At 66.1% G+C, this 23071-nt stretch carries 20 protein-coding genes; 4 read left to right on the forward strand and 16 right to left on the reverse strand.

The window, feature by feature from the left end; translation table 11 throughout:
* The coding region (locus AWB81_RS05055; protein ID WP_327371545.1) for a copper-binding protein at positions 1–792 on the forward strand (792 nt) is incomplete at its 5' end.
* Between the two features lie 51 nt (positions 793–843).
* Here the strand turns inward: AWB81_RS05055 and AWB81_RS05060 are convergent.
* Both AWB81_RS05060 and AWB81_RS05065 read right to left on the reverse strand, forming a co-directional pair.
* Positions 844–2292: an NAD-dependent succinate-semialdehyde dehydrogenase gene (locus AWB81_RS05060; RefSeq protein ID WP_062632865.1), complete on the reverse strand. Its 1449-nt coding sequence runs from the start codon at positions 2290–2292 to the stop codon at positions 844–846.
* A gap of 16 nt (positions 2293–2308) precedes the next feature.
* Complete coding sequence (locus AWB81_RS05065; RefSeq protein WP_062633123.1) at positions 2309–3592, reverse strand: 4-aminobutyrate--2-oxoglutarate transaminase; 1284 nt, start codon at positions 3590–3592, stop codon at positions 2309–2311.
* Between the two features lie 128 nt (positions 3593–3720).
* Between AWB81_RS05065 and pdxR the strand changes: the two genes are divergently transcribed.
* Together pdxR and AWB81_RS05075 are read left to right on the forward strand one after the other, a co-directional pair.
* Positions 3721–5193, forward strand: a complete 1473-nt coding sequence (pdxR, locus tag AWB81_RS05070) for a MocR-like pyridoxine biosynthesis transcription factor PdxR (RefSeq protein ID WP_062632867.1) — start codon at positions 3721–3723, stop codon at positions 5191–5193.
* A 115-nt stretch (positions 5194–5308) separates the two neighbouring features.
* Positions 5309–6499: a M20 aminoacylase family protein gene (locus AWB81_RS05075; protein ID WP_062632868.1), complete on the forward strand. Its 1191-nt coding sequence runs from the start codon at positions 5309–5311 to the stop codon at positions 6497–6499.
* Positions 6500–6560: 61 nt separating this feature from the next.
* Here the strand turns inward: AWB81_RS05075 and AWB81_RS05080 are convergent, their stop codons facing one another.
* The 6 genes from AWB81_RS05080 to AWB81_RS05100 form a co-directional block, all read right to left on the reverse strand.
* Entirely contained in the window at positions 6561–8102 is a 1542-nt protein-coding gene (locus AWB81_RS05080; RefSeq protein WP_062633125.1) for a methyl-accepting chemotaxis protein, read from the reverse strand.
* Positions 8103–8264: 162 nt separating this feature from the next.
* Entirely contained in the window at positions 8265–8417 is a 153-nt protein-coding gene (locus tag AWB81_RS46370; RefSeq protein WP_167306289.1) for a hypothetical protein, read from the reverse strand.
* A gap of 39 nt (positions 8418–8456) precedes the next feature.
* On the reverse strand, positions 8457–9047 hold the full coding sequence (locus tag AWB81_RS05085) for a glycosyltransferase family 9 protein (RefSeq protein ID WP_062632870.1): 591 nt from the start codon (positions 9045–9047) through the stop codon (positions 8457–8459).
* A 122-nt stretch (positions 9048–9169) separates the two neighbouring features.
* Entirely contained in the window at positions 9170–11482 is a 2313-nt protein-coding gene (locus AWB81_RS05090) for an FdhF/YdeP family oxidoreductase (protein ID WP_062632872.1), read from the reverse strand.
* Positions 11483–11640: 158 nt separating this feature from the next.
* Positions 11641–12135, reverse strand: coding sequence for a hypothetical protein (locus tag AWB81_RS05095; protein ID WP_062632880.1), 495 nt, complete (start codon positions 12133–12135; stop codon positions 11641–11643).
* A gap of 108 nt (positions 12136–12243) precedes the next feature.
* Positions 12244–13713, reverse strand: a complete 1470-nt coding sequence (locus AWB81_RS05100; RefSeq protein WP_062632882.1) for a UdgX family uracil-DNA binding protein — start codon at positions 13711–13713, stop codon at positions 12244–12246.
* A gap of 232 nt (positions 13714–13945) precedes the next feature.
* On the opposite strand from AWB81_RS05100, the gene AWB81_RS05105 reads away from it, so the two are divergent.
* Positions 13946–14653 (forward strand): glycosyltransferase family 2 protein, encoded by a 708-nt coding sequence (locus AWB81_RS05105; RefSeq protein WP_062632884.1) that lies wholly within the window; start codon positions 13946–13948, stop codon positions 14651–14653.
* Positions 14654–14683: 30 nt separating this feature from the next.
* Here AWB81_RS05105 and AWB81_RS05110 read toward each other — a convergent pair whose 3' ends face one another.
* The 8 genes from AWB81_RS05110 to AWB81_RS05145 form a co-directional block, all read right to left on the reverse strand.
* Positions 14684–15271, reverse strand: a complete 588-nt coding sequence (locus AWB81_RS05110; RefSeq protein WP_062632887.1) for a nucleotidyltransferase family protein — start codon at positions 15269–15271, stop codon at positions 14684–14686.
* Positions 15272–15360: 89 nt separating this feature from the next.
* Positions 15361–17583, reverse strand: coding sequence for a xanthine dehydrogenase family protein molybdopterin-binding subunit (locus AWB81_RS05115; RefSeq protein ID WP_062632889.1), 2223 nt, complete (start codon positions 17581–17583; stop codon positions 15361–15363).
* A complete protein-coding gene (locus tag AWB81_RS05120; protein ID WP_062632892.1) occupies positions 17580–18581 on the reverse strand; it encodes an FAD binding domain-containing protein in 1002 nt (333 codons plus the stop codon). Before AWB81_RS05120 ends, AWB81_RS05115 begins: the two co-directional genes overlap by 4 nt.
* Positions 18582–18589: 8 nt before the next feature.
* Positions 18590–19282, reverse strand: coding sequence for a 2Fe-2S iron-sulfur cluster-binding protein (locus tag AWB81_RS05125; protein ID WP_062632894.1), 693 nt, complete (start codon positions 19280–19282; stop codon positions 18590–18592).
* Between the two features lie 350 nt (positions 19283–19632).
* Positions 19633–19929 carry a DUF4148 domain-containing protein gene (locus AWB81_RS05130; RefSeq protein ID WP_062632895.1) on the reverse strand — a complete coding sequence of 99 codons (297 nt, stop codon included), beginning with the start codon at positions 19927–19929 and terminating at the stop codon, positions 19633–19635.
* 307 nt (positions 19930–20236) lie between these two features.
* Positions 20237–21037, reverse strand: a complete 801-nt coding sequence (locus tag AWB81_RS05135; RefSeq protein ID WP_062632897.1) for a transporter substrate-binding domain-containing protein — start codon at positions 21035–21037, stop codon at positions 20237–20239.
* A 194-nt stretch (positions 21038–21231) separates the two neighbouring features.
* Positions 21232–21696: an isochorismatase family protein gene (locus AWB81_RS05140; RefSeq protein WP_235025719.1), complete on the reverse strand. Its 465-nt coding sequence runs from the start codon at positions 21694–21696 to the stop codon at positions 21232–21234.
* Positions 21686–22975: an inositol monophosphatase gene (locus AWB81_RS05145; protein WP_235025720.1), complete on the reverse strand. Its 1290-nt coding sequence runs from the start codon at positions 22973–22975 to the stop codon at positions 21686–21688. The genes AWB81_RS05140 and AWB81_RS05145 overlap by 11 nt, the downstream gene beginning before the upstream one ends.
* Positions 22976–23071 lie beyond the last annotated feature (96 nt).

A 23071-nucleotide genomic window follows, 5' to 3' on the forward strand; every position in this document is an offset into this window, starting at 1 on the left:
AACTGGGAGTTTCGCAACTGCTTATCTGCACCTATCCGCACGCTGCGCTTGGCTTCGCGCGATTCTGCAAGACCGACGATTTATTTGGAAGTTGAAATTCCATGTATCGATAGACATTCACGCGGCGCGCAATATATAAATACCGCTCATTCAACGAGCCGGATACTTTTTAATGCGCGCCGTTTCAATGGAGAAAGCCGAATGAATGCAAAATGGAATATGGCCTGGATTATCGCAATTGCGTCGATTGCCGCGCCCGTTTATGCGCAAGATACGTCGCTCGCCGACGCCGCGCAAAAAGTCGTGAGCGCGGCGGAGCCGGTTCACAAGCAGGCGGAGATCATCGGTATCGACGCCGCCACGCGCACCCTGACGCTGCGCGGGCCTAAAGGCGCGACGACGACGGCGGTCGTGAGCGATCAGGTCAGGAATTTCGACCAGCTGAAAATCGGCGATAAGGTCGACGTGTTATATAAAAACGCGCTGCTCGTCACGGCCAGTAAGGCGACGGGTGCGGACAAGGGCATTCGAAAGCGCGTCGATACTGCGGTTTATGCGCCGGCGTCCGGTGCGAACGGATTCGAATCCTCGCGGCAGGTGGAAATTCTCGCGACGGTTGAAAGCATCACTCGCAAGAACGGAACGATTACGCTGCGCGGTCCGTGGCGCACGGATACCTTCGATATTCCGCACGACCTGGATACTAAAAACCTCAAACCCGGCGACACCATCCACGCGGTTTTCGTTTCAGCCGCAGCGGTGGAAGTCACACCGAAAAGCGTCGCGAAATAACAAAAAAGCCTGGCGTGACGCCAGGCTTTTTTTCACCGCTTCAACGGCAAATCAAACCGCCATGCACAGATACTTGATCACGACATAGTCGTCGATGCCGTAATGCGAGCCTTCTCGGCCCAGGCCCGATTGCTTCACACCGCCGAACGGCGCGACTTCGTTTGAAATCAGCCCGGTATTGATGCCGACCATGCCGTATTCCAGCGCTTCCGCGACGCGCCACACCCGCCCGATGTCGCGGCTGTAGAAATACGCAGCCAGCCCGAATTCGGTGTCGTTTGCCATGCGCACGACTTCTTCATCCGACGAAAACCGGAAAATCGGTGCGAGCGGACCGAACGTCTCTTCCTTCGCGACTTTCATGTCCGGCGTGACGCCGGTCAGCACGGTTGGCTCGAAAAAGCCGTGTCCGAGCGCGTGGCGCTTGCCGCCGGCCACGATCGATGCGCCTTTCGTCAGCGCGTCCTCGATGTGCGATTCGACCTTCAGCACCGCCGCCTCGTTGATCAGCGGCCCGAGCGCGACGCCGCTTTCCGTGCCGCGTCCGACCTTGAGCTTGCCGACCGCTTCGGCGAGCTTGGCGGCAAAGGCGTCGTAGACACGCTCGTGCACGTAGAAACGGTTCGTGCAAACACAAGTCTGCCCGCTGTTCCGATACTTCGACGCGATCGCGCCTTCCACGGCAGCGTCGACATCGGCGTCTTCGAACACGACGAAGGGCGCGTTGCCGCCGAGTTCCAGCGAGACTTTCTTGATCGTCGGCGCGCTTTGCGCCGCGAGCAGCCGGCCGACCGCCGTCGAGCCGGTAAACGACAGCTTGCGGACGACCGGATTGCCCGTCATTTCGCCGCCGATCGCTTTCGGGTCGCCGGTCACGATGTTCAGCACGCCCTTCGGCACGCCCGCGCGCTCGGCGAGCACGGCCATCGCGAACGCGGAGAACGGCGTCGCTTCGGCCGGTTTCACGACGATCGGACAGCCCGCCGCGAGCGCCGGGCCGACCTTGCGCGTGATCATCGCGGCCGGGAAGTTCCACGGCGTGATCGCGGCGCACACGCCGATCGGCTCCTTCGTCACGACGATGCGCTTGTCGGCGGCGGGTGTGGCGAGCGTGTCGCCCGCGACTCGTTTGCCTTCTTCCGCGAACCATTCGATGAACGACGCCGCGTACATGATCTCGCCCTTCGCCTCGGCGAGCGGCTTGCCTTGCTCGGTCGTGAGAATGAGCGCGAGGTCGTCGGCGTTGGCGAGCGTCAGCTCGTACCAGCGGCGCATGATCGCGGCACGTTCCTTCGCCGTCTTCTTGCGCCATGCGGGCCACGCGGCGTTGGCCGCGGCGATCGCGCGGCGCGTCTCGGCCGCGCCCATCATCGGCACGCCGCCGAGCGACGCACCGTTCGACGGATCGACGACTTCAAAGGTCGCGCCGCTGTCGGCGCCTTGCCATTCGCCGTCGATATAGGCTTCGTGACGCAGAAGTGTCGGATCTTTCAGATTCATCAGCAATACTCCTAGATCAGGCCGTTGCGCCAATCGTTTCGGTCAGCACGTCTTCGAGGATGGCGAGTGCTTCGTCGAACACGGCGTCCTGAATGGTGAGCGGGAACAGGAAGCGCACGACGTTGCTGTACACGCCGCACACGAGCAGCAGCAAGCCGCGTTCGAGCGCGCGTGCCTGGACGCGTTTCGTGAATTCCTGATCGGGCTCGTCGGAGCCCGGCTGGCAGAATTCCACCGCAACCATCCCGCCGGGGCCGCGCACGTCGGCGATCTGGGGCACTTCTTTCTTCAGTGCGTTGAGCTTCGCCTTCAGCTTGTCGCCGAGGACCGTCGCGCGCTCGCACAGCTTTTCATCGTCGATGATGTCGAGCACCGCGTGCGCCGACGCCACCGCGAGCGGATTGCCCGCATACGTTCCGCCGAGGCCGCCGGGCGCCGGGGCATCCATGATCTCCGCGCGTCCGACGACGCCCGACAGCGGCATGCCGCCCGCGAGGCTCTTCGCCATCGTCATGAGATCGGGGACGACGTCGTAGTGCTGCATCGCGAACAGCTTGCCGGTGCGCGCGAAGCCGGTCTGAACTTCGTCCGCGATCAGAAGAATGCCGTGCTCGTTACAGATTTTTCTCAACGCACGCACAAATTCGAGCGGCGCCTGATAGAAGCCGCCTTCGCCCTGAACCGGTTCGAAGATGATCGCCGCGACGCGTGTCGCTTCGATATCGGCCTTGAACAGGTGCTCGATCGCGCGCAGCGAATCAGCGACCGAGACGCCGTGCAACGGATTCGGGAACGGCGCGTGGAACACGTCCGACGGGAACGGCCCGAAGCCGATCTTGTACGGCGCGACCTTGCCGGTCAGCGCCATGCCCATCAGCGTGCGGCCGTGGAAGCCGCCCGTGAAAGCGATCACGCCCGGACGGCCGGTCGCGGCGCGCGCGATCTTGATCGCGTTTTCGACGGCTTCCGCGCCGGTCGTGAAGAACGCGGTCTTTTTCGGATGATCGCCGGGCGCGCGGGCGCTGATCTTCTCGGCGAGAGAAAGATAAGACTCGTACGGAACGATCTGATACGCGGTATGCGTGAAGCAGTCGAGCTGCGCGCGGATCGCCTCGACGATCTTCGGATGGCGGTGGCCCGTGTTGCACACCGCGATGCCGGCCGCGAAGTCGATGAAACGGCGGCCTTCGACGTCCCACAGTTCGGCGTTCTCGGCGCGCGCCGCATAGAAATCGCACATCACGCCGACGCCGCGCGGGGTCGCGGCATTCTTGCGCGTTTGCAGGTCGGCGTTTTTCAGATTGTTGGTCACGGCAGGGATCTCCTTCGCGCGGGGCGCGGTTGGTCAGTCGAGTCGATGTGTCGACTATAGTAAGATTTGGCTCTTAAGTTCAGAGCCATTTCAATAAATCTATAGGAGCCAATTCAATGCGGGCGAGCGTGCTGTCCGACTGGCTGGCGCAGCGGCTCGACCGCGGAAACGGCCAGCCGATCTATCGGCAACTGCATCGGCTGTTGCAGCAGGCGATCCTTTCGCGCGAATTGCCGGCCGGGACCAAAGTGCCTTCATCGCGGCTGCTCGCAGCCGAACTGGGCGTCGGGCGCAATACCGTCACGCAGGTGTACGAGCAACTGGCGCTGGAAGGGTATGTGTCGTCCGCGACGGGGCGCGGCACGTTCGTCGCGGACAGCGCGCCCGACGAGATCGTCTTCGATGAACGGCCGTCGCGCATCGAGGTCGCGCCGGCCGTGCTCTCGACGCGCGGCGAGCGGCTGATTGCGGGCGCGGGCGTCTCGAAGCGCCAGGGCGGCGCATTCATGCCGGGCGTGCCGGACGTGTCGCGTTTTCCGGCGCGCGTATGGAGCCGGCTGCATGCGAAATACTGGCGGCGCCCGCGCTCCGATCTGCTGACGTACGCTCCGGGCGGCGGGCTCGCGTCGCTGCGCCACGCGCTCGCGGACTATCTGCGCACCTCGCGCTCCGTGCAGTGCTCGCCGGAGCAGATCGTCGTGACGACCGGCATCCATCAGTCGATCGACCTCGCCGTGCGCCTCCTTTCCGATGCCGGCGACATGATCTGGACCGAGGACCCGTGCTATTGGGGCGTGAGAAGCGTCTTACAGGTATCGGGCCTCGATCTGAGGGCGATCCGCGTGGATTCGGAAGGCATCGATCCTTCGCCCGACGATCTTGCGAATCCGCCGAAGCTGATGCTCGTGACGCCGTCGCATCAGTATCCGCTCGGGATGGTGATGAGCCTCGCGCGGCGCCGGATGCTGCTCGAATACGCGCGCCAGCACCGCTGCTGGATCATCGAGGATGACTATGACAGCGAGTTCCGCTACGGCAGCCGGCCGCTCGCGTCGCTGCAGGGGCTCGACACGGCGGGGCAGGTGATCTATGTCGGCAGCTTCGGCAAGACGCTGTTTCCGGGCTTGCGGATCGGCTATATCGTCGTGCCCGAGGCGCTCGCGGCGAGTTTCGCGACCGCATCCGCCGAGTTGTATCGCGAAGGGCAGTTGCTGCAGCAAGCGGTGCTCGCGGAATTTATCGCGGAAGGGCATTTCACCTCGCATATCCGGCGCATGCGCGCGCTGTACGGCCAGCGGCGCGAACTGATGCTCGCGACGATTGCGAAGCGTTACGGCGGGAAGCTCGACATCGTCGGCGGCGATGCGGGGCTGCATCTCGTGCTGCGGCTGCCCGATCACGTCGACGACCGCGCGGTCGCGGCCCGGGCGCTGGCGGAGAACATCGTCGTGCGGCCGCTGTCGGGATATTTCGCGCGGCGCGCCGATGCGCATTCGGGGCTTCTGATCGGCTACGCGTGCGTGCCGGACGAGGAGATCGAGCCGGCGTTCGAAACGCTGGCGGGGGTGATCGACGGGTTTCTCGGCTGACCGTTACGACGCGATACGTAGCGCGCAAAACTGGCGCCGGACTTCCGTCTGTTGGATCATGTGCGCTTCGGCTGAAAAGCCGCCGCACCGACTCCGACAAATAAGGTTTCCCCCGATGACTCTTGCTTCCCGCTACACCGAAGTCGCCGATCTCTCCGACGACATCCTCTCCCTGCGCGAAATCCGCCACCACATCCACCAGCACCCCGAACTCGCCTACGAGGAACTGCAAACCGCGGCGCTCGTCGCGGAGAAGCTTGCCGAATGGGGCTGGCAGGTGACGCGCGGTGTCGGCGAGACGGGTGTCGTCGGCACGCTGAAGGTGGGCGAGGGCACGCGCAGCATCGGCCTGCGCGCGGACATGGACGCGCTGCCGATCGTCGAGCAGACCGGCAAGCCCTACGCCAGCGCGACCCACGGCAAGATGCACGCATGCGGCCACGACGGTCACACAACGATGCTCCTCGGTGCCGCCCGCCATCTCGCACGCACGCGGCGTTTCAGCGGCACGGTGCATCTCTATTTCCAGCCGGCGGAAGAACACGGCGTGCCGAGCGGCGCGCAGAAGATGATCGCGGACGGCCTCTTCAAGCGCTTTCCCTGCGACGCCGTGTTCGGCGTGCACAACCATCCGGGCATGCCGCCGGGCACGTTCCTGTTTCGCAAGGGCGCGTTCATGGCCGCGGGCGACAAGGTGACGATCACGATCGAAGGCGTCGGCGGCCATGCGGCGCGGCCGCACCTGACGGTCGATCCGGTTGTGGTGGCGTCGAGCGTGGTGATGGCGCTGCAGACTATCGTCGCGCGCAACGTCGATCCTTCGCAGCCGGCCGTCGTCACGGTCGGATCGCTGCATGCGGGCACGGCGAACAATGTCATCTCGAATTCGGCGAAGCTGGAACTGAGCGTGCGCTCGTTCAGCGAGGAGGTGCGCGCGCTGCTCAAGCGCCGCATCGCGGAACTGGTGCAGGCGCAGGCCGCGAGCTACGGCGCGACGGCGGTGGTGGCCTACGAGGAGGGCTATCCGGTCGTCGTGGACACCGACGCGGAGACGGAGTTCGCCACGCAGGTGGCACGTGAACTGGTCGGGGAAGAGAACGTCGTCGCGAACGCGGACATCCTGATGGGCAGCGAAGACTTCGCGTTCATGCTGCACGAGCGCCCAGGCTCGTTCCTGCGCATCGGCAACGGCGCGGGCGAGGACGGATCCATGGTCCACAACCCGCACTACGACTTCAACGATGCGAACCTGCCGGTTGGCGCGGCCTACTGGACGCGCCTCGTTGAAAAGTTTCTCGCGCAATAACTTTTATAAAACTTTATGCGCATAACGCTCGCGAGCGTCATGCGCTTCGTCGATTAGTCGGTCAGGCCGGCAGCGAGAAGCTTTCGATCGCTTCGCGCAGTACGTCGACCTGATCCTTCAGCGAATGGGCGGCGGCCGCCGCTTCTTCGACGAGCGCGGCGTTCTGCTGCGTGACCTGATCCATCTCGACCACCGCGCGGTTCACCTGCTCGATACCGGCGCTCTGTTCGCGCGACGCGTGGCTGATCTCGTCGAGGATCTCGTTGACGCGGCGCACCGACTGCACGATTTCGCCCATCGTCGCGCCGGCGTTCGTCACGAGCGACGCGCCTTCCTCGACCGTCTGCGTCGACGTCTCGATCAGCGCCTTGATTTCCTTCGCCGCCGTCGCCGAGCGCTGCGCGAGGCTGCGCACTTCCGCCGCGACTACCGCGAAACCGCGTCCCTGTTCGCCGGCCCGCGCGGCTTCGACCGCGGCATTGAGCGCCAGGATGTTTGTCTGGAACGCAATGCCGTCGATTACGCCGATAATGTCGCCGATCTGACGCGAACTGTCGGTAATGCGCGTCATCGTGTGGATCACGTCGTCGACCACGCTGCTGCCGCGCGTCGCGACGTCCGCAGCCTGCTCGGCGAGGCGCGCGGCCTGCGTCGCGCTGTCGGCGTTCTGTTTCACGTTGGCCGTCATCTCGTCCATGCTCGACGCCGTCTCGACCAGCGCGGTAGCTTGTTGCTCCGTGCGCTGCGACAGGTCGGTGTTGCCCGCCGCGATCTCCGACGCGCCGACGTTGATGTTTTCCGTGCCGTTGCGAACGCGCGAAACCGTCTCGACCAGGCCACTTTGCATCGTCGAAAGCGCGTAGAGCAGGCTCGACGTGTCCTTTTCGTGGACATGGACGGGCGTCGTCAGGTCGCCGCGCGCGATGCGCTGCGCCGCGCTCACCGCGAGTTCCAGGTCGCCGCCGAGATTGCGCTTGACGCTCTTCAGCACCAGCAGCATCGCGACGGTCGCGAGCACGCCGAGCAGCGCCGTGATCGCGAGCCAGCGCAACGCGCTCGCGTAGAACGCGGACTGCACGTCGTCCATGTACATGCCTGTGACGAGATACCAGTCCCACGGCGCGAAGCGCTGCGAATAGCTCATCTTCGCGACCGGCTTGTCGTGGCCCGGCTTCGGCCAGAGGTAGTTCACGAAGCCGCCTTTCTCGTGATTGCCCGCCTTGACGATCTCGACGAAGAGCTTCGTGCCTTGCGGATCAGCGAAATTCGAGACGTCCTGCCCGTTCATCGCGGACTTGATCGGGTGCATCACGATGGTCGGATGCGAGTCGTTGATCGAGATGTAGCCGTCGGTGCCGTAGCGCATCGAGGCGATCACTTCGAGGGTCTTCTTCTTCGCTTCGTCCTCGGTGATCGTGCGGTTGACCGCGAGGGTCTGGAAATGCGACGCCACGCTGTGCGCCTCGCCGATCAGCGTGGTCAACTGGTCGCGCCGGTCCTCGATCATCGACGCGCGGTTCTGCCACGCGCCGATGATCCCGATTGCGATGAGGCCGATCCACAGCACGGCGATCATCGAGCCGAGCTTTTGATTCAACGTCAGTTTGTTCATGTTCCGCGGGCCGCCTGTTATATGTCCAAGGCGCGGCAAAAGGCCGCGCATGAGGGCATTACGGCAAACGGCGGCGCGGATGTAGGGGCGGGGAAACCCCTAGCGGGAATATCTGCTGAAAATTTTCTTTTTAGTGACTTGCGCGATTCGTGTCTAGATCGGGTCCTTGTCAGGCGGGGCGTCGGGGTGCTGCGGCTCGTCCGGGCGATGGCCCGGCGAGGGCGGCGTGAGCGGGTCGGCTTCAGGGTCGCGGTTCGGATCGGCGATCGGGTCCGGAACGGGAGAAGTCTGCATCTCGAAAGTCATGGTCTCGCACTCATTGGGTAGGGAAGGCGCCGGCCTGCGCTATGCCGCGTCGTGCAGCGCCGGGGTGTGCAGCGTGAAGGGGTCGCCCGGGTGCGCGCTGTCCTCGCTCGCGAGCGCGGCGCGCGCTTCGATTGCGACGGCTTCACTCGTCGCGTCGCCGTGGTGTTCTTCCAGCGCGATCAGCGGCGTGCCGAGCGCGCGCGCCGCGGCCACTGGCGAAGGCGTTGCGGCGTCGTCGGAGAGGACGAGGCGCGCGTCGCCGATCAGCCGCATCAGCGTTTCCGGCGACATCGTGCCGGCCAGAAAGAGCGCCGCCGTCTGCATCGCGCCGAGCACGGCGCCGGTGCGCTCGGGTTCGAGCGCATCTCCGACGATCGCGATCTGCCAGCCGTCGGCGCCAAGCTGGTCCGCGACTTCCGCATAGCGCTCGACGGGCCACGCGGGCGTGGCGCCGTGGCTGCCCGGATGGATCAGCACGAGCCGCTCTCGCTCGATGCCGTGAAACACCACGAGTTCGTCGTAATCGGCATCGGGCCGTGCGGGCGAGGGCGCGCAGGCGCGGGGTGCGGCGGGGGCGTCAGGCATCAGGGCGAGATTGTCGGACAGCGCGTTGAGGGAACGGGATCGCATCGTGGCTCCTGCTCTGGAGTGACGGTTGGGACCGCCCGGGGACGTCGCGCGTCGCCTCGAGCAGCCGATTGCCTCAGCACGTGCCGTGCCCGCTGCCTGTTTTTTATCGCACGGTCCCTGGCTCACGATCCGGTCTGCGCGGCCCGCGCCATCCCCCGCACGGTCACCGGCACGGCCTTGGCCGCCGGCACCTTGCTGCGCTTCGCGTGATGCGCGAGCGGAATCAGCGGGTTGCATTCCGGGTAATAGCCCATCGCGCAGCCGGCCGGGATGTCGAAGGCGTGAACCCGCAGGCCGTCGATCTTCCGTCCGACGCCGTCGCCCGAGACGGTTGCGACCGTCACCGCTTCGTCTTCCGTGAGGCCGAGCCGCGTCATGTCGTCGCGATTCATCAGCAACACCTGTCGGGTATTGAAGACACCGCGAAAGCGATCGTCAAGGGAATAAACCGTCGTATTGAACTGGCTGTCGCCGCGCGTGGTCATGAGGCGCAGTGTGCGATCGCCGTCGAACGACATGTCGGGGTCCTCGCCCATGTCCGGCGGCGTGATGAAATTCGCCTTGCCGGTCTTCGTCTTCCATTCGCGCTTCGCCGCCGCGAGCGGCCGGTGAAAGCCGCCCGGCTGCGACATGCGCTGGTTGAAGTCGTTGAACTGGTCGGGATAGGTCTTCTCGATGGCATCGCGCACGAGCGAATAGTCGCCGACCCACGCGTCCCAGTCGACCGAGCCGCTTGCGGGCGTCAGCGTCGCCTTCGCGAGTCCCGCGACGATCGCCGGCTCCGACAGCAGATGATCGCTCGCGGGCGCGGCGAAACCGCGTGACGCGTGGATGCACGCGGTGCTGTCCTCGACAGTGACGATCTGCGCGCCTCCCGCCTGCCGGTCGACTTCGATTCGTCCAAGACACGGCAGCAAATAAGCCGCCCGCCCGTGCAGCAGATGACTGCGGTTCAGGTGCGTCGCGATCTGCACGGTGAGCGGCAGCTTTTTCCACGCGGGTTCGAGCACGCCGTGATCGGGCGTCGCGCGCGCAAAATTGCCGCCAAGGCAGATGAACGCATCGACAGTGCCGTCGCGCACGCCTTCGCAGGCATCGACCGTGGTCATGCCGACATCGCGCGGCGGGTCGAAGCGATACATCTCGGCGAGCTTGTCGAGCGGCACGAGCGACGGCTTTTCCGTGATGCCCACCGTGCGCTGTCCCTGCACGTTCGAGTGTCCGCGAATCGGGCAGATGCCTGCGCCCGGCTTGCCGATGTTGCCGCGAAGCAGCATCAGGTTGGTGAGCATCTGCACGGCGAGCACGCCTTCACGGTGCTGCGTGATGCCCATGCCGTACAGGATCATGACAGCTTCCGACTTCGCGTAGTCGGTGGCGGCGGCTTCGAGCGCCGAGCGCGTGAGCCCGCTTTCCACTTCGATGTCGCGCCAGTTCGCGGATCGCATCGCGCCCGCAAAAGTGTCGAAGCCGTGCGTGTGCTCGGCGATGAACGCGGTGTCCAGTACGCGCGGTGCGCCTTCTTTTTGCGCACGGTCGTCGGCTTCGATCAGCGCCTTGCAGATGCCGGTGACGGCCGCGATGTCGCCTCCGATTTTCACCTGATGGTATTGCGTGCTGATGCAGGTCTCGTCAGGCGTCAGCATTTGTCCGGGCGACTGCGGATTCGCGAACGAAACAAGCCCGCGTTCCTTGACCGGATTGAACGTGACGATGCGCGCGTGACGCTTCCTCGCTTCCTGCAGCGGATGCAGCATGCGCGGGGCGTTGGTGCCGGTGTTGTGGCCGAAGAAGAAAAAGCAGTCGGTGTGCTGGAAGTCGTCGAGCGTCACGGTGCCCACGGGAACGCCGATCGTTTCCGGCAGCGCCACCGACGTGCTCTCGTGACACATGTTCGAGCTGTCCGGCAGGTTGTTGGTGCCGTACATGCGCGCGAAGAGCTGGTACATGTACGACGTTTCGAGCGACGCGCGGCCCGACGCATAGAACACGACGCGCTTCGGATCGAAGCCGCGCAACTGCGCGCCGATTTCGTCGAAGGCCTGCTGCCAGGGGATTGGCAGATAGCGGTCGGTGACGGCGTCGTAGCGCATCGGTTCGGTCAGGCGCCCTTGCGATTCGAGTTCGAAGTCGGTCCAGGCTTCGAGCGCGGCGAGCGTGTGATGCTGGAAGAATTCGGGCGTCGCGCGCTTGCTCGTGACTTCCCAGGCGGTTGCCTTCGCGCCGTTCTCGCAGAACTCGAAGAGATGGGGATCGGCGGGCTTGGCCCACGAGCAGCTGACGCACGCGAAGCCGTCGGGCTTGTTCTGATGCATCAGGATGCGCGAGCCGTTCACGGCGACGTGCTCCTTCAGCAGGATCGACGCGACCGCTTTCGCGGAGCCCCAGCCGCCGGCCGGATGACTGTATTTCTCGATGCGCGGGAGCTTGCTCATTGCGGGTTTTCTCCACGTGGATGCAGGGTTATCCGTGGATCAGCAATAAACAGACTCGGCGCGCGGCGCGTGAGGCGGTCAGGAAAACGAAAGCCGCCGGCCCGCAGGAGCGGGGCGGCGGCTTTCAGTGGGCGACGGGCAGGCGTCCCGTCTGTTGCTCAGGTTTCCGTATTCCCCTCATCCACCGGCAACATCTTCGGCACGAAGGCTTCGGCGCGTTCGCGGATCGCGTCGATTTCGCCGGTCACGAAGGTCCGGTTGTCGGCGGCGAGGGCGCTCTGGTACGACGCGCCTTCCGGCACGCGATGCAACAGCGCGCGCAATTCGCCTTGCGTCGTCTGCTCGACGGGTTCGAAGTTGTAGAGCCTGAGCATCAGTTCCGCGCGCTCGTGGAGCACGAACAGACACCCGGCGAACACCGCGACGCCCAGCACTTCCTGCGCGCCGAAGCGGAATTCGCCTGGCACCGGCGAGAACGGCAGCCACAGGATCACGGCGAGGCCGGCGAGCGCCAGCGCGATGGTCGCGTTGAGCAGGAGGCCGGTGCGCGCGACGATCCGGTCGCGTTCCGCGCGGAGCTGTCCTGCCGATTTCGGCACGAGAGCGGCGAGGGGTTTCTGTTGACGGAGTGCAGAGAACGGAAGGGCGGCCATGTGAGCGGTATGCCTCGGGTAGCGGACGGTAACGATCGTATTAACGCCTCGCTTACAGGAACGTTGACGCGGGTTACGTCCTGTTGCACCTGAATCATCCGGAAAAACTCACGCCTTGAACGGCGTCCTCACGCTGGCGGTGCCTTCGGCGATCTGGCTCGCGAACACGAGCGCCTCGACGATCGTCCCGATCACTTCGTCGCGCACCTTCGGGTCCATCACGCGCAGCGCATACGTCGGATGATAGGTCGGCACGATGAGCCGTCCGCGATGCTCGATCGTCTTGCCGAGGTACTCCGAGAGCGCCGTGCGATGGCCCGTCAGCGACTTGAGCGCCGTCGCCCCGAGCGCGACGACGACTTTCGGCGCGATCCGCGTCAGTTCTTCGTCGAGCCAGTAGCGGCAGGCTTCGCGCTCGCGCTGCGCGGGCTGCTGCGGCAGGCGCTCCTTGCCTTGCGCTTCCCATTTGAAGTGCTTGAGCGCGTTCGTCAGATAAAGCGACTCACGGGCAAGCCCCGCTTCCTCGATCGCCTGATCGAGCAGCTTGCCCGCCGGCCCGACGAACGGCCGGCCCGCCAGGTCCTCCTGATCGCCCGGCTGCTCGCCGACCAGCATGATGCGCGCATCGGCGGGACCCGCGCCCGGAACGGGCTGCGTCGCGTTGCGCCAGAGCGCGCAGCGCTTGCAGCCGTCGAGCGAGACGGGCTTCGTCTTCAGCGACGGGCCGTCGAGCGGCTCCATGTCGATCGCGACTTCCATCTCCGGCGGCACATTGCGCGCGCGGCGGTCGCGGCGGGCGGCGGGATCGGCGCGGGCGATCAGCGTGGGATCGCTCTTCGCGTCCGGGCGGCTCTTCCAGTAGCGCACCGGCATGTGCGACGCCATTTCCTTCGCGTGGGCGACGGCCGGCGCGAACGTGCTCTCGTAGTACGCGAGCCAGAGCGCTTCGATCGCGTCGCCGCTGACCGCCTCGCCCGGCGACGCCAGTTCGGTCGGCTTCGGCTCCGGCTCGCTCGTGCGGTCGACGCGCAAGAGGGCGCCGTCCCAGAACGCCGCGCCGTGCGGGGTCGCGATCATCCAGGTGGCGCTGCCCATGCGCGTCGCGAAGCCGAGCGCGGCGTGCTCCAGCAAGTCGTGCACCGGCTCGAACCAGCTGATGAACTCGGGCGGCCCGAGCGACGGATCGCGATGCCGGAAACGCAGGAACTTCTGCATGCGCTCTTCTTCGGCGCGCACGTCGTCGATCATCCGGTTGAAGCGCTGGCCGTCGGGATCGCCGGCGGAAACGACCGCGCGATCGCCCTGCGTCCAGCGCCAGAGCACCTTGTAGAGGAACGGCCAGCGGTCGCGCACGCGACAGCACGCGGCCGTCTCCAGAAGCTCCAGAAAGCCGCGCGCGATCTTCACGGGTGGCGGCGCGCCCGGTTCGGCAGGCTCGGCGTCGAGCGTGCCGAACACCGTCGCGGATTCCGATGCCTCCCGCCACAGCAGCCCCTCGGGCGACACGCCGCGCGCGAGCAGATCGCGCGCGGCGCTGCGCCAGGAGGCAAATGAAGGTTCGATGACGACGCTATTCATCGGCTGGCGGGAGGTGAGTTGTTGGCTCGAAATACTGTATATGCATACAGTGATTCTAGCGATGCCAGCACCGTCGCCGCAACTTTTTTGGGATGATCCGGCCCCGTTGGAGTTTTTGTCCGCGCGCCGTCGCGATTATTTTGCGACAAGAAACGGTGGGAATGGCCATTGCTGTAAGCCGTGCATCGCGGCCGCCGGGGCGGCTCGCCGGACCATACGAACGGAGTCAACAATGCTCGGCATCATCATTCCCGCCCATGACGAGGCGGCGCACATCGGGGAATGCGTGACAAGCGCATGGCGGGCCGCGAACCACCATCAGTTGCTAGGCGAGGAAGTGCGCGTGATCGTCGTGCTCGATACCTGCACCGACGACACCGGGGTAATCGCCCGGTCGCTCGGCGCGGACGTGACGCACATCGATGCGCGCAACGTCGGCATCGCGCGTGCGCACGGCGCCGAACGGGCGCTCGCACTCGGCGCGCGCTGGCTCTCGTTCACCGACGCCGACACCGCCGTCGCGGACGACTGGCTCGTGCAGCAACTCGATTGCTGCGCTGATGCGGTGTGCGGCGTGGTCGGCGTGCGCGACTGGTCGCCACATATCGCCGCGGTGCGAGAGCATTTCGGCAATACCTATACCGACGCGGACGGGCATCGGCATATTCACGGCGCGAACCTCGGCGTGTCGGCGCATGCGTACCTGCGCGCGGGCGGTTTTCCGCCACTGGAATCGAGCGAGGATGTCGCGCTGGTGGAGGCGCTGATCGCGAGCGGGGCGTGCATCGAGTGGAGCGCGGCGCCGCGCGTGGTCACGAGCGCGCGCACGGATTTCCGCGCAAAGAAGGGGTTCGGTGCGACGCTGGCGGAAGTGGGCAGGCGATATTTCGGTGCGGTGCCCGCGCCAGTTGGGGCGGAACCGGCGGTGCTCGCGGCTTAGGCCGTTCGCCGGTCGCATGGCCGTAGCGGCCTATCGTCCCGACAAATCCGCCGGGAAATCCACGTCCCGCAGGATATTCGGATCGTCGACATCGATCCGCCGCACCGGATTGAGCGCGAGAAGCGAGCGCGCGCCCGCGTCGCCGTCGAGCGTGCCGAGCGCCTCGCGGTGTGCGCGGCCGAAGCCGACCGGATGCCCGCGCTCGCCGCGATAATACGGCGCGACGAGCGATGTCCCGCCGTCGAGCGCGCGCGCCACTGCTTCGATCGTCTGCGCTTCGATCCACGGCATGTCGCCAAGCGCGACGAGCCAGCCTTCCGCGTCGGACCTCGCCCGTACGCCGGCCGCGAGCGTCGCGCCCATGCCGCGCTCGGCATCGATCACGAAGATCACGTCGCAGCCGGCTTCGTTCAGCACGTCGGCGAGTTTTTCGGCGCCGGGCCTGACCACCGCGACCACCTGTTCGACCACCGACAGCAGCCGCCGCGCCGACTGGAACACGACCGGCGTGCCATTAGGGAGAGGCGCAAGCAGCTTGTTATGGATACCGGACGGATCGAAGCGAGTGCCGAGACCGGCGGCGAGCAGGATGCCGGTCGCGTTCGATGAATAGGTCATGGCCGGTCGTCCACGTTGAGGGATGCGTCGATTGTGCAGTGCGTCGAAGAGGGTCGCAAGGGAGCGCCCGCATGCGCGCCCCTTCGAGGTCATACCATCGGCTTTGGCAAGACTTCGTCGAGCGTCACTGGCAGATCGCGCACGCGCACGCCGGTTGCGTGATACACCGCGTTCGCGATCGCCCCCGACACGCCCGTGATCCCGATCTCGCCGATTCCCCGCGCGCCGAGCGGATTGATGTGCGGATCGGGCGGACCGACGAACGAAATGTCGAGTTCGCCGATGTCGGCATTCACCGGCACGTGATACTCGGCGAGATTCGCGTTCGTATAGCGGCCGTAGCGCGCGTCGAGATCGCTTTTCTCCAGCAGCGCCGAGCCGATGCCCCACACGATGCCGCCCATCAGCTGGCTGTGCGCGGTCTTCGCGTTCAGCAGCGTGCCGACGTCGTACACGCCGACGATGCGTGCCACCCGGATCGTGCCGAGATCTTCATCGACGTGCACTTCCGCGAACACCGCGCCGAACGAGTGAAACGAGTACTGCTGCTTCTCGTTGCCCGGCTTGACGGTCGCCGTCGCTTCGATCGGCCGGCCGCCGTTGCGCGCGATGATCGCCGCCGCCGGATCGCGCTTCGCAGGCGTCGTGCGGCTGACGACCCAGCCGTTGTCGACCGTCACGTCGTCGCGCGACATGCCGGCGAGCGGCGAGCCCGCATCCGCGAGCGCCATCGCGATCAGCTGGTCGCGGGCCTGCATCGCCGCCGCCTGCACCGCCGGCGACACGCTCGCGGCCGACTGCGATCCGCCCGACACCGGCGCTTTCGGCAACGACGAATCGCCGAGCGCGAAGCGCACGTTCTCGGGCGCGAAGCCGAGCGTGTCGGCGGCGACCTGCGTCATCACCGTGTAGGTGCCGGTGCCGAGATCCTGCGTGCCCGAGGCGACCATCGCGGTGCCGTCGGGCAGGATGCGCGCGATCGCGGAGGCCTCGCTGCGGTTCGCCGGGTAGGTCGCGGTGGCGACGCCCATGCCGATCAGCGTGTGACCGTCGCGCATCGAACGCGGCTTCGGGTTGCGCCGCGCCCAGCCGAATTTCTCGGCGCCGGACTGGTAGCACTCCCGCAGCGCCTTGCTCGACCACGGCTTCTTTTCCTGCGGCTCGTTTTCCGCGTAGTTCTTCAGGCGAAACGCGAGCGGGTCCATGCGCAACTGATACGCCATCTCGTCCATCGCGGATTCGAGCGCGAACGAGCCGCTCGTCTCGCCGGGCGCACGCGTGAAGGTCGGCGTGCCGATGTCGAGCTTGACGAGCCGGTGCGACGTCGACTGGTTCGGCACCGCGTACATCATCCGCGAGACGATCGCGGAGGTTTCGGTCCAGTCCTCGAAGGTCGAGGTGGTCGAGATCGAGTCGTGGCGCATGCCGGTGAGCGTGCCGTCCTCGCGCGCGGCCACCTGGATGCGCTGCTCGGTGAACGGCCGGTTGCCGATGATGCCCCACATCTGCGGACGTTCGAGCACGAGCCGCACGGGGCGCCCGGTCTGCTTCGCGGCCATCGCGGCGAGCACGACGTGCGACCACACCGAGCCCTTGCAGCCGAAGCCGCCGCCGACGAACGGGCAGATCACCCGCACGTTCGCTTCCGGAATCCCGAGGATCTTCGACACCGCGCTCTTCGCGCCTGACACGCCTTGCGTGGCGTCGTAGAGCGTGAGATTCGGGCCGTCCCAGCGCGCGAGCGTCGCGTGCGGCTCCATCGGATTGTGATGCTCGTAAGGCGTCGTGTAGACGGCATCGAGCCGCGTCGGACCCTGGCTCAGACCGGCATCGGCGTCGCCGCGCGAGGTGTTCACCGGGCGGTTGTTCATCTTCTGCGGCGAGTAGGCGGAAGCCTTCGCGCGCTCGAAGTCCGCGTTCGGCGCGGCGGCTTCGTAGCGCACCTGCACGTGGCGTGCGGCATCGACGGCGCGTTCCCGCGTATCCGCGACCACGACGGCCACCGGCTCGCCGCTGTAGCGCACGTCGCTGGTCTGCAGGAGCGTGAGCTTGCGCACGGCGGGCGGCTGCGCGTCGGGGTTGCCGCCGTTCGGCAGCCGCATCGCCGTCTGGTAAGTCATGACGAGCAGCACGCCCGGCATTGCCTGTGCGCCGGATATCTCGATCGACGCGATCCGGCCTTTCGCAATCGTGCTCGTCACGATGACTGCGTGCGCGAGCATCGACTCGGGGTTGTCGGCCGAATAGCGGGCCTGGCCGGTGACTTTGAGCACGCCGTCGGTGCGGTCGAGCGGTTTTCCGATGACGCTCATGCTGCACCTCCTGCCTGCGCTCCGGCTTGTTCGACCGCGCGCACGATCGCCCGCTGCGCGAGTTCGACCTTGAACGCGTTGTCGCGATACGGCTTCGCACCGCGCACCGCGAGCGCGGCCGCGCTTTGCAGCGTCGCGCGGGAGAGCGGCTTGCCGGCGAGCATCTGTTCCGCCTCGCTCGCGCGCCACGGCTTGTGCGCGACGCCGCCGAGCGCGATGCGCGCTGTCTTTACGGTGTCGCCGTCCATTTCCAGCGCGGCCGCGACCGAAACCAGCGCGAACGCGTAGCTCGCGCGGTCGCGCACTTTCAGGTATTTCGCGTGCTGCGCGAAGCGCGACGGCGGCAGATCGACGGCCGTGATGAGTTCGCCCGGCTGCAGCGTCGTGTCGAGTTCGGGCCGCTCGCCCGGCAGGCGATGGAATTCAGCGATCGGAATCGCGCGCTCGCCTCTCGGGCCGGACACGCGCACGACGGCTTCGAGCGCCGCCAGCGCGACGCTCATGTCGGACGGATTGGTCGCGATGCACTGCGCGCTTGCGCCGAGGATCGCGTGGATGCGGTTGTTGCCTTCCAGCGCGGCGCAGCCGCTGCCGGGCGTGCGCTTGTTGCACTGGGGAAAACCGGTGTCGTAGAAGTAATAGCAGCGCGTGCGCTGCATCAGGTTGCCGCCGACGGTCGCCATGTTGCGCAGTTGCGCCGACGCGCCCGCCAGAAACGCCTGCGACAGCAGCGGGTAGCGCTCCCGCACCCATGCGTGATTGGCTGCGTCGCTGTTGCGGGCGAGCGCGCCGATGCGCAGTCCGCCGTCGGGCAGGGGCGTGATCCGGTCCATGCCGTCGATATGCGTGATGTCGACGAGCTTCACCGGCCGCGCGACGCCGCCCTTCATCAGGTCGAGCAGGTTGGTGCCGCCGCCGATGAACACCACGCCCGGCTGGCTAGCCGAGCGGATTGCCGCGGCCGCGTCGGGCGCGCGTTCGTAGGAGATCGCATCCATGTCGTCTCCTAGGACTGGTTCGACGCCACGGCCGACACTGCCGCGACGATGTTGGTGTACGCGCCGCAGCGGCAGATGTTGCCGCTCATGCGCTCGCGGATTTCGTCGGCGGAGAGTTGCGGCGGACGCGCGCGGACGTTCGCCGTGACGGCGCTCGCGTTGCCGGCGCGGTATTCGTCGAGGAGGGCGGTCGCCGAACACAGCTGCCCGGGCGTACAGAAGCCGCACTGGAAGGCGTCGTGTTCGATGAATGCGCGCTGTATCGGGCTCAGGTTCTCGCCGGATGCGAGGCCTTCCACTGTCGTCACCGATTCGCAGCTGTGCATCACCGCCAGCGTGAGGCACGAGTTGATCCGCTTGCCGTTTGCGATCACCGTGCACGCGCCGCACTGGCCGCGGTCGCAGCCTTTCTTCGTGCCGGTGAGGCCCGCGTATTCGCGCAGGGCGTCGAGGAGCGTCGTGCGCGCTTCGAGTTGCAGTTCGTAGGGACGCCCGTTGATCGTCAGATGCACCGGCATCAGCGGCGCGGCGGCGGGCGGCGGCGCGACCGCCGGCGTGACGGCAGCCGGCTGCTGGGCTCGCGCGAGCGGCGCGGCGCTGACGGCTACCGTGGCGGCCGCGGATTGCAGAAAGCGCCTGCGGGACGGCTTCTGCGCCTGCTCTTCGTTGTGTGGGGGATTTTTCGCTTTGATATCGGACATGGCGATACGACGCTCCTCGCTCGTTCGAATGGGCGCTGCGCTGGCTGGCTCGTCGGGCGCGGATGCGGAGCGTGCGTCGGGCGCGCTGGCTGATGGCGGCGCTGATGCGGAGCGCCGGATAATGGGCGCGCCGCGACTTACGGCTGCGAGCAAGTCCGGTGCCACGCGCGCGCATGCAGCGTCCGCATCGACGACGATTATTTGTTCGCAGGTAAATGCTGCATCGAGCGGTAAATTTGCACAACGGGCGAAGGATTCGCATGACAGCCGCGAAAGTGGCGCGACCGGCTGTTGTTGGTCTGTTGCCGGGCGGCCGTTTGCTGCGCGTCAGGTTCGCGTCATCTGACCGGTTAGTTCATCTGATGGGACGCAGGCGCGCCGCGCGCCATGCGGGCCGGCCCGTAGGGATCGGGATTGCCGTAGCGCGGAATGGTGCCGTCGGAACGGGCACGCGCGAGGTCGGCGCGCACCTGCGCGCGCGTGACCGGAGTGTTTGCGGCCATCATGCCACCGGCCGCCGGTGTCCCGACCATGTCCTCGTACGTGTTCATCTGGGCGTATTGCTTCGGGTCCTGGCTCGACTGCGCAGCCGCAGCCGTCGAGCCCGCGGCGAGCGCGCAGACCGCGAGCCATGTCGTCAACTTCATGATCGTCCTCCTTCGATGGCGGCGAGGGTCGTCGCTCCTTCGTTATACGCGCCTGCACCGAAAACGGATGCCGTTGAAATTGCAACTAACGGTCATGTCTCCGACTATCCGCGAATTGGCGGCGATGCAGAGCGCAGGGGAATTGATCAGTTGAGCAGGAGGGTGAGGCGCTCAAAAGAGCCAGGAAGGACAGGACGAAGCCGAGAGGGTTGGAACTCGCGCGGCGGGCAGCCGGTTCGACCGGCCGGCGTCTGCGGAAAACGGGGCGAACTTCGCCCCGCACAGGATGTTTCTGCGCCAGCAGAACTCAAAGATCCGCCGGATACGGCGCCTTCAGCCACTTCATCGAGAGCGTGTTCAGCGTGCCGTCCTTCTTCGCCTGGGCGATGGCTGCATCAACTTCCTTCAGCAGACGCGGTTCGTTCTTGTTCAGGCCGACGTGATCCGGCGAGCTGAACAGTTCGAACTTCTGTTCCGGCTGGATCGGCGGATTGCGCGCGATGATCGTCGCTCCGACGTCGTTGCCGACCACCATCAGTTGCGCCTGGCCCGATAGGAACGCGGAAATCGCGCCGTTCGGGTCGTCGAAGCGCTTGATCGTTGCGCTCGGCGGTGCGACCTTGCTCACGCTCAGGTCCTCCAGCGTGCCGCGCGCGACCGCGATCGTCTTGCCCGCGAGATCGGCCGTGCTTTTGACCGGCAGCGACTTCGGCCCGAATACCGCGAGGTAGTAGGGCGCGTAGGGCCGCGAGAAATCGAGGATCTTCTCGCGCTCGGGCGTCTGGCCGACGGAGAGCAGCATGTCGGCCTTGTGCGTCGCGAGATACGCCATGCGGTTTTCGCCCGTAATCGCCACCAGTTCGACCTTCGCCTTCAGCGCGCGGCCGAGGTAGTCGGCCATTTCGATGTCATAGCCCTGCGGCTTCATGTCCGGTCCGATCGATCCGAACGGCGGATAGTCCATGAACACGCCGATGCGCACGACGCCGTTCTTCTGGATGGTATCGAGCGCATCGGCGTGAGCGGACGACGTGAACGCGGCGAACGAGGCGACAAGGGCGAGCGTCGCACACAACTGCGCGGCGAGGCGGGAAACGCGTTTCGTCATGGTGAGGACCTGAAGGGTGAGCAAGTAGGAAGGGTCGATGCACTCTAGGCACGCAAAAATCGCGTCACAATCGAAATGTGCGCATGCCAGCCATGCGCCTCGCGCATGGCTTCACTTGATCAGCTTGAGCGCCTCGCGGAACTCTGGACGCCGGCAGGTGCCGAGCCAGTTGAAGATCGCCGTTTCGGTCGTCGTCAGGCGCGCGCCTTCCTGTGCCGCGCGCGTAAGCGCGATCGCGCGGTTGGCCGGATCGCGCGAGCCGACGGCATCCGCGACGAGCCGACGGCATCCGCGACGAGCTCCACGCGATAGCCGAGCCGCAGCAGGCCGAGCGTCGTGAGCAGCACGCAGACGTGCGCCTCCGCGCCCGCGACGACGAGTACGCCGTCATCCGGCGGCGCCAGCGCGGCGACGAAGGCATCGTCGAGCGTGGCATCGAAGGTATGTTTTTCGATCACGCGCTGATCGGACACAAGCAGACCGTCGACGGTCGCGCCGAGCCCGCGCGGATTCTGCTCGGTTGCGAGCACCGGCACGCCGAGCAGGCCGGCGGCGCGCACGAGCGTCTTGCAGTGGCGCAGCAGCGTCTCGCCGCCGTCGATATGCGGCAGCAGGCGCTGCTGCATGTCGATCACCAGAAGCATCGCTTCAGGTTTCACTTTCCATGATCCGGTCGATGAGCCGCGCGTTTTCGCCTGCCGAGCCGATGCCCGCGTGCTTCGCCATCGGCACGAAGAAGTGCATCGCGACCGGCAGCTTCGAGCGTTCGAGCCACGCCGTCAGGTGCGCGTTCAGCCGATGCGCCGGTGCCTTCAGTTCCTCGCGCAGCACGGCGGGCAGCTTCTCGAAGTGCTTCATCTCGGTCTGATACGGCTCGGGCGCAACGCAGAGCGCATTCGGCCGGCCGTCGACATCGACGGGCAGGCGCTCCAGCGCCTGATGCAGTAACGCGACGCCGAGCCCTTCGCCGCGCCACGGCTTTCTCACTTCCCACATGCTGATATAGACCACCCGATGCTCGTTGAACACCCGGCACAGGTCCGGCCCGAGCGCCTCGGTGGCGGCGAGCGCGAGCGAGAGCATCTCGCCGGAATAGGTGTCGAGCACGTAGACGAGGTCCGCGCTGCTGTGTATCGGCGGCACCTTCACGAGTTTCAGTTCGACCGCCGCCGCGACGATGTCCGTGCCCGCCTCGTGGAACACGGCAAACGCGGTGCCGAGCCGTTCGTCGTCGACTTGCGGATATTCGTGGCGGTAAGTCATCGTGAAGAGAAAGGGGCCGATCTTCTCCCGGTAAGCGAGCGGCCGGTCGACGTCGTAGTCGCTCGTGCCTTCGAGGCCGTAGGGATCGTAGTCGCGCTTCTCGCGATTCTCGCCGGGTTCGCCCGACTTCAGCGCGACGAGCGGCCGCCGCGATTCGGGGACGAAGTCTTCCGGCAGGCCTTCCCACGCGAGGCGCAGGAACTCGCGGCCGCCGCGATAATGCGTTTCGAAGAGCGCGATGACCTGATGGGCCGCAACCGGATCGACAATTTTCTGCACGCAGTCGAGCGCGCGGTCGATTAGCTGGTCGGCTTCTTCCGGATCGGGTGCGGGATGCGGCTCGCCGGGCCCGGGCATCGCCGGCAGTCCTTGCGCCGCACGCGCCCGGCGCGTGAGGTCGAGCCATTTGTCGGCGGCGCGCTCGGCGAGAAAACCCGCCGCGATGCGGTAGCCGGAGAGCACGATCGACTGGCCGGTGTCGCCGAGGGGGAACACGTACTCGTCGGACAAGGCCTCGTCCACGGTGGTCGCGCGGAACGTCTCGCGCGGCGAAACCGCGTTCGCCGCGGAATCGAAGCGGGTGTGCGACAGCACATGCGCGACGAGATCGGACGCCGTCGGACCGAAATCGGACTCTACGCCGGGAAGCAGCTTCAGCAAGGACAGGTTGCTCATGTAGGCCATCTCCGTGACGTGGGTGTACATCGTAACAAACCGTCAGGCGGACCGTCGCGCAACGTTCGGCCGCGTTCAGGCGCTTTGGACCTGGGT

This window comes from Caballeronia arationis, assembly GCF_001544975.2.
In the GTDB taxonomy this organism is placed as follows: domain Bacteria; phylum Pseudomonadota; class Gammaproteobacteria; order Burkholderiales; family Burkholderiaceae; genus Caballeronia; species Caballeronia arationis.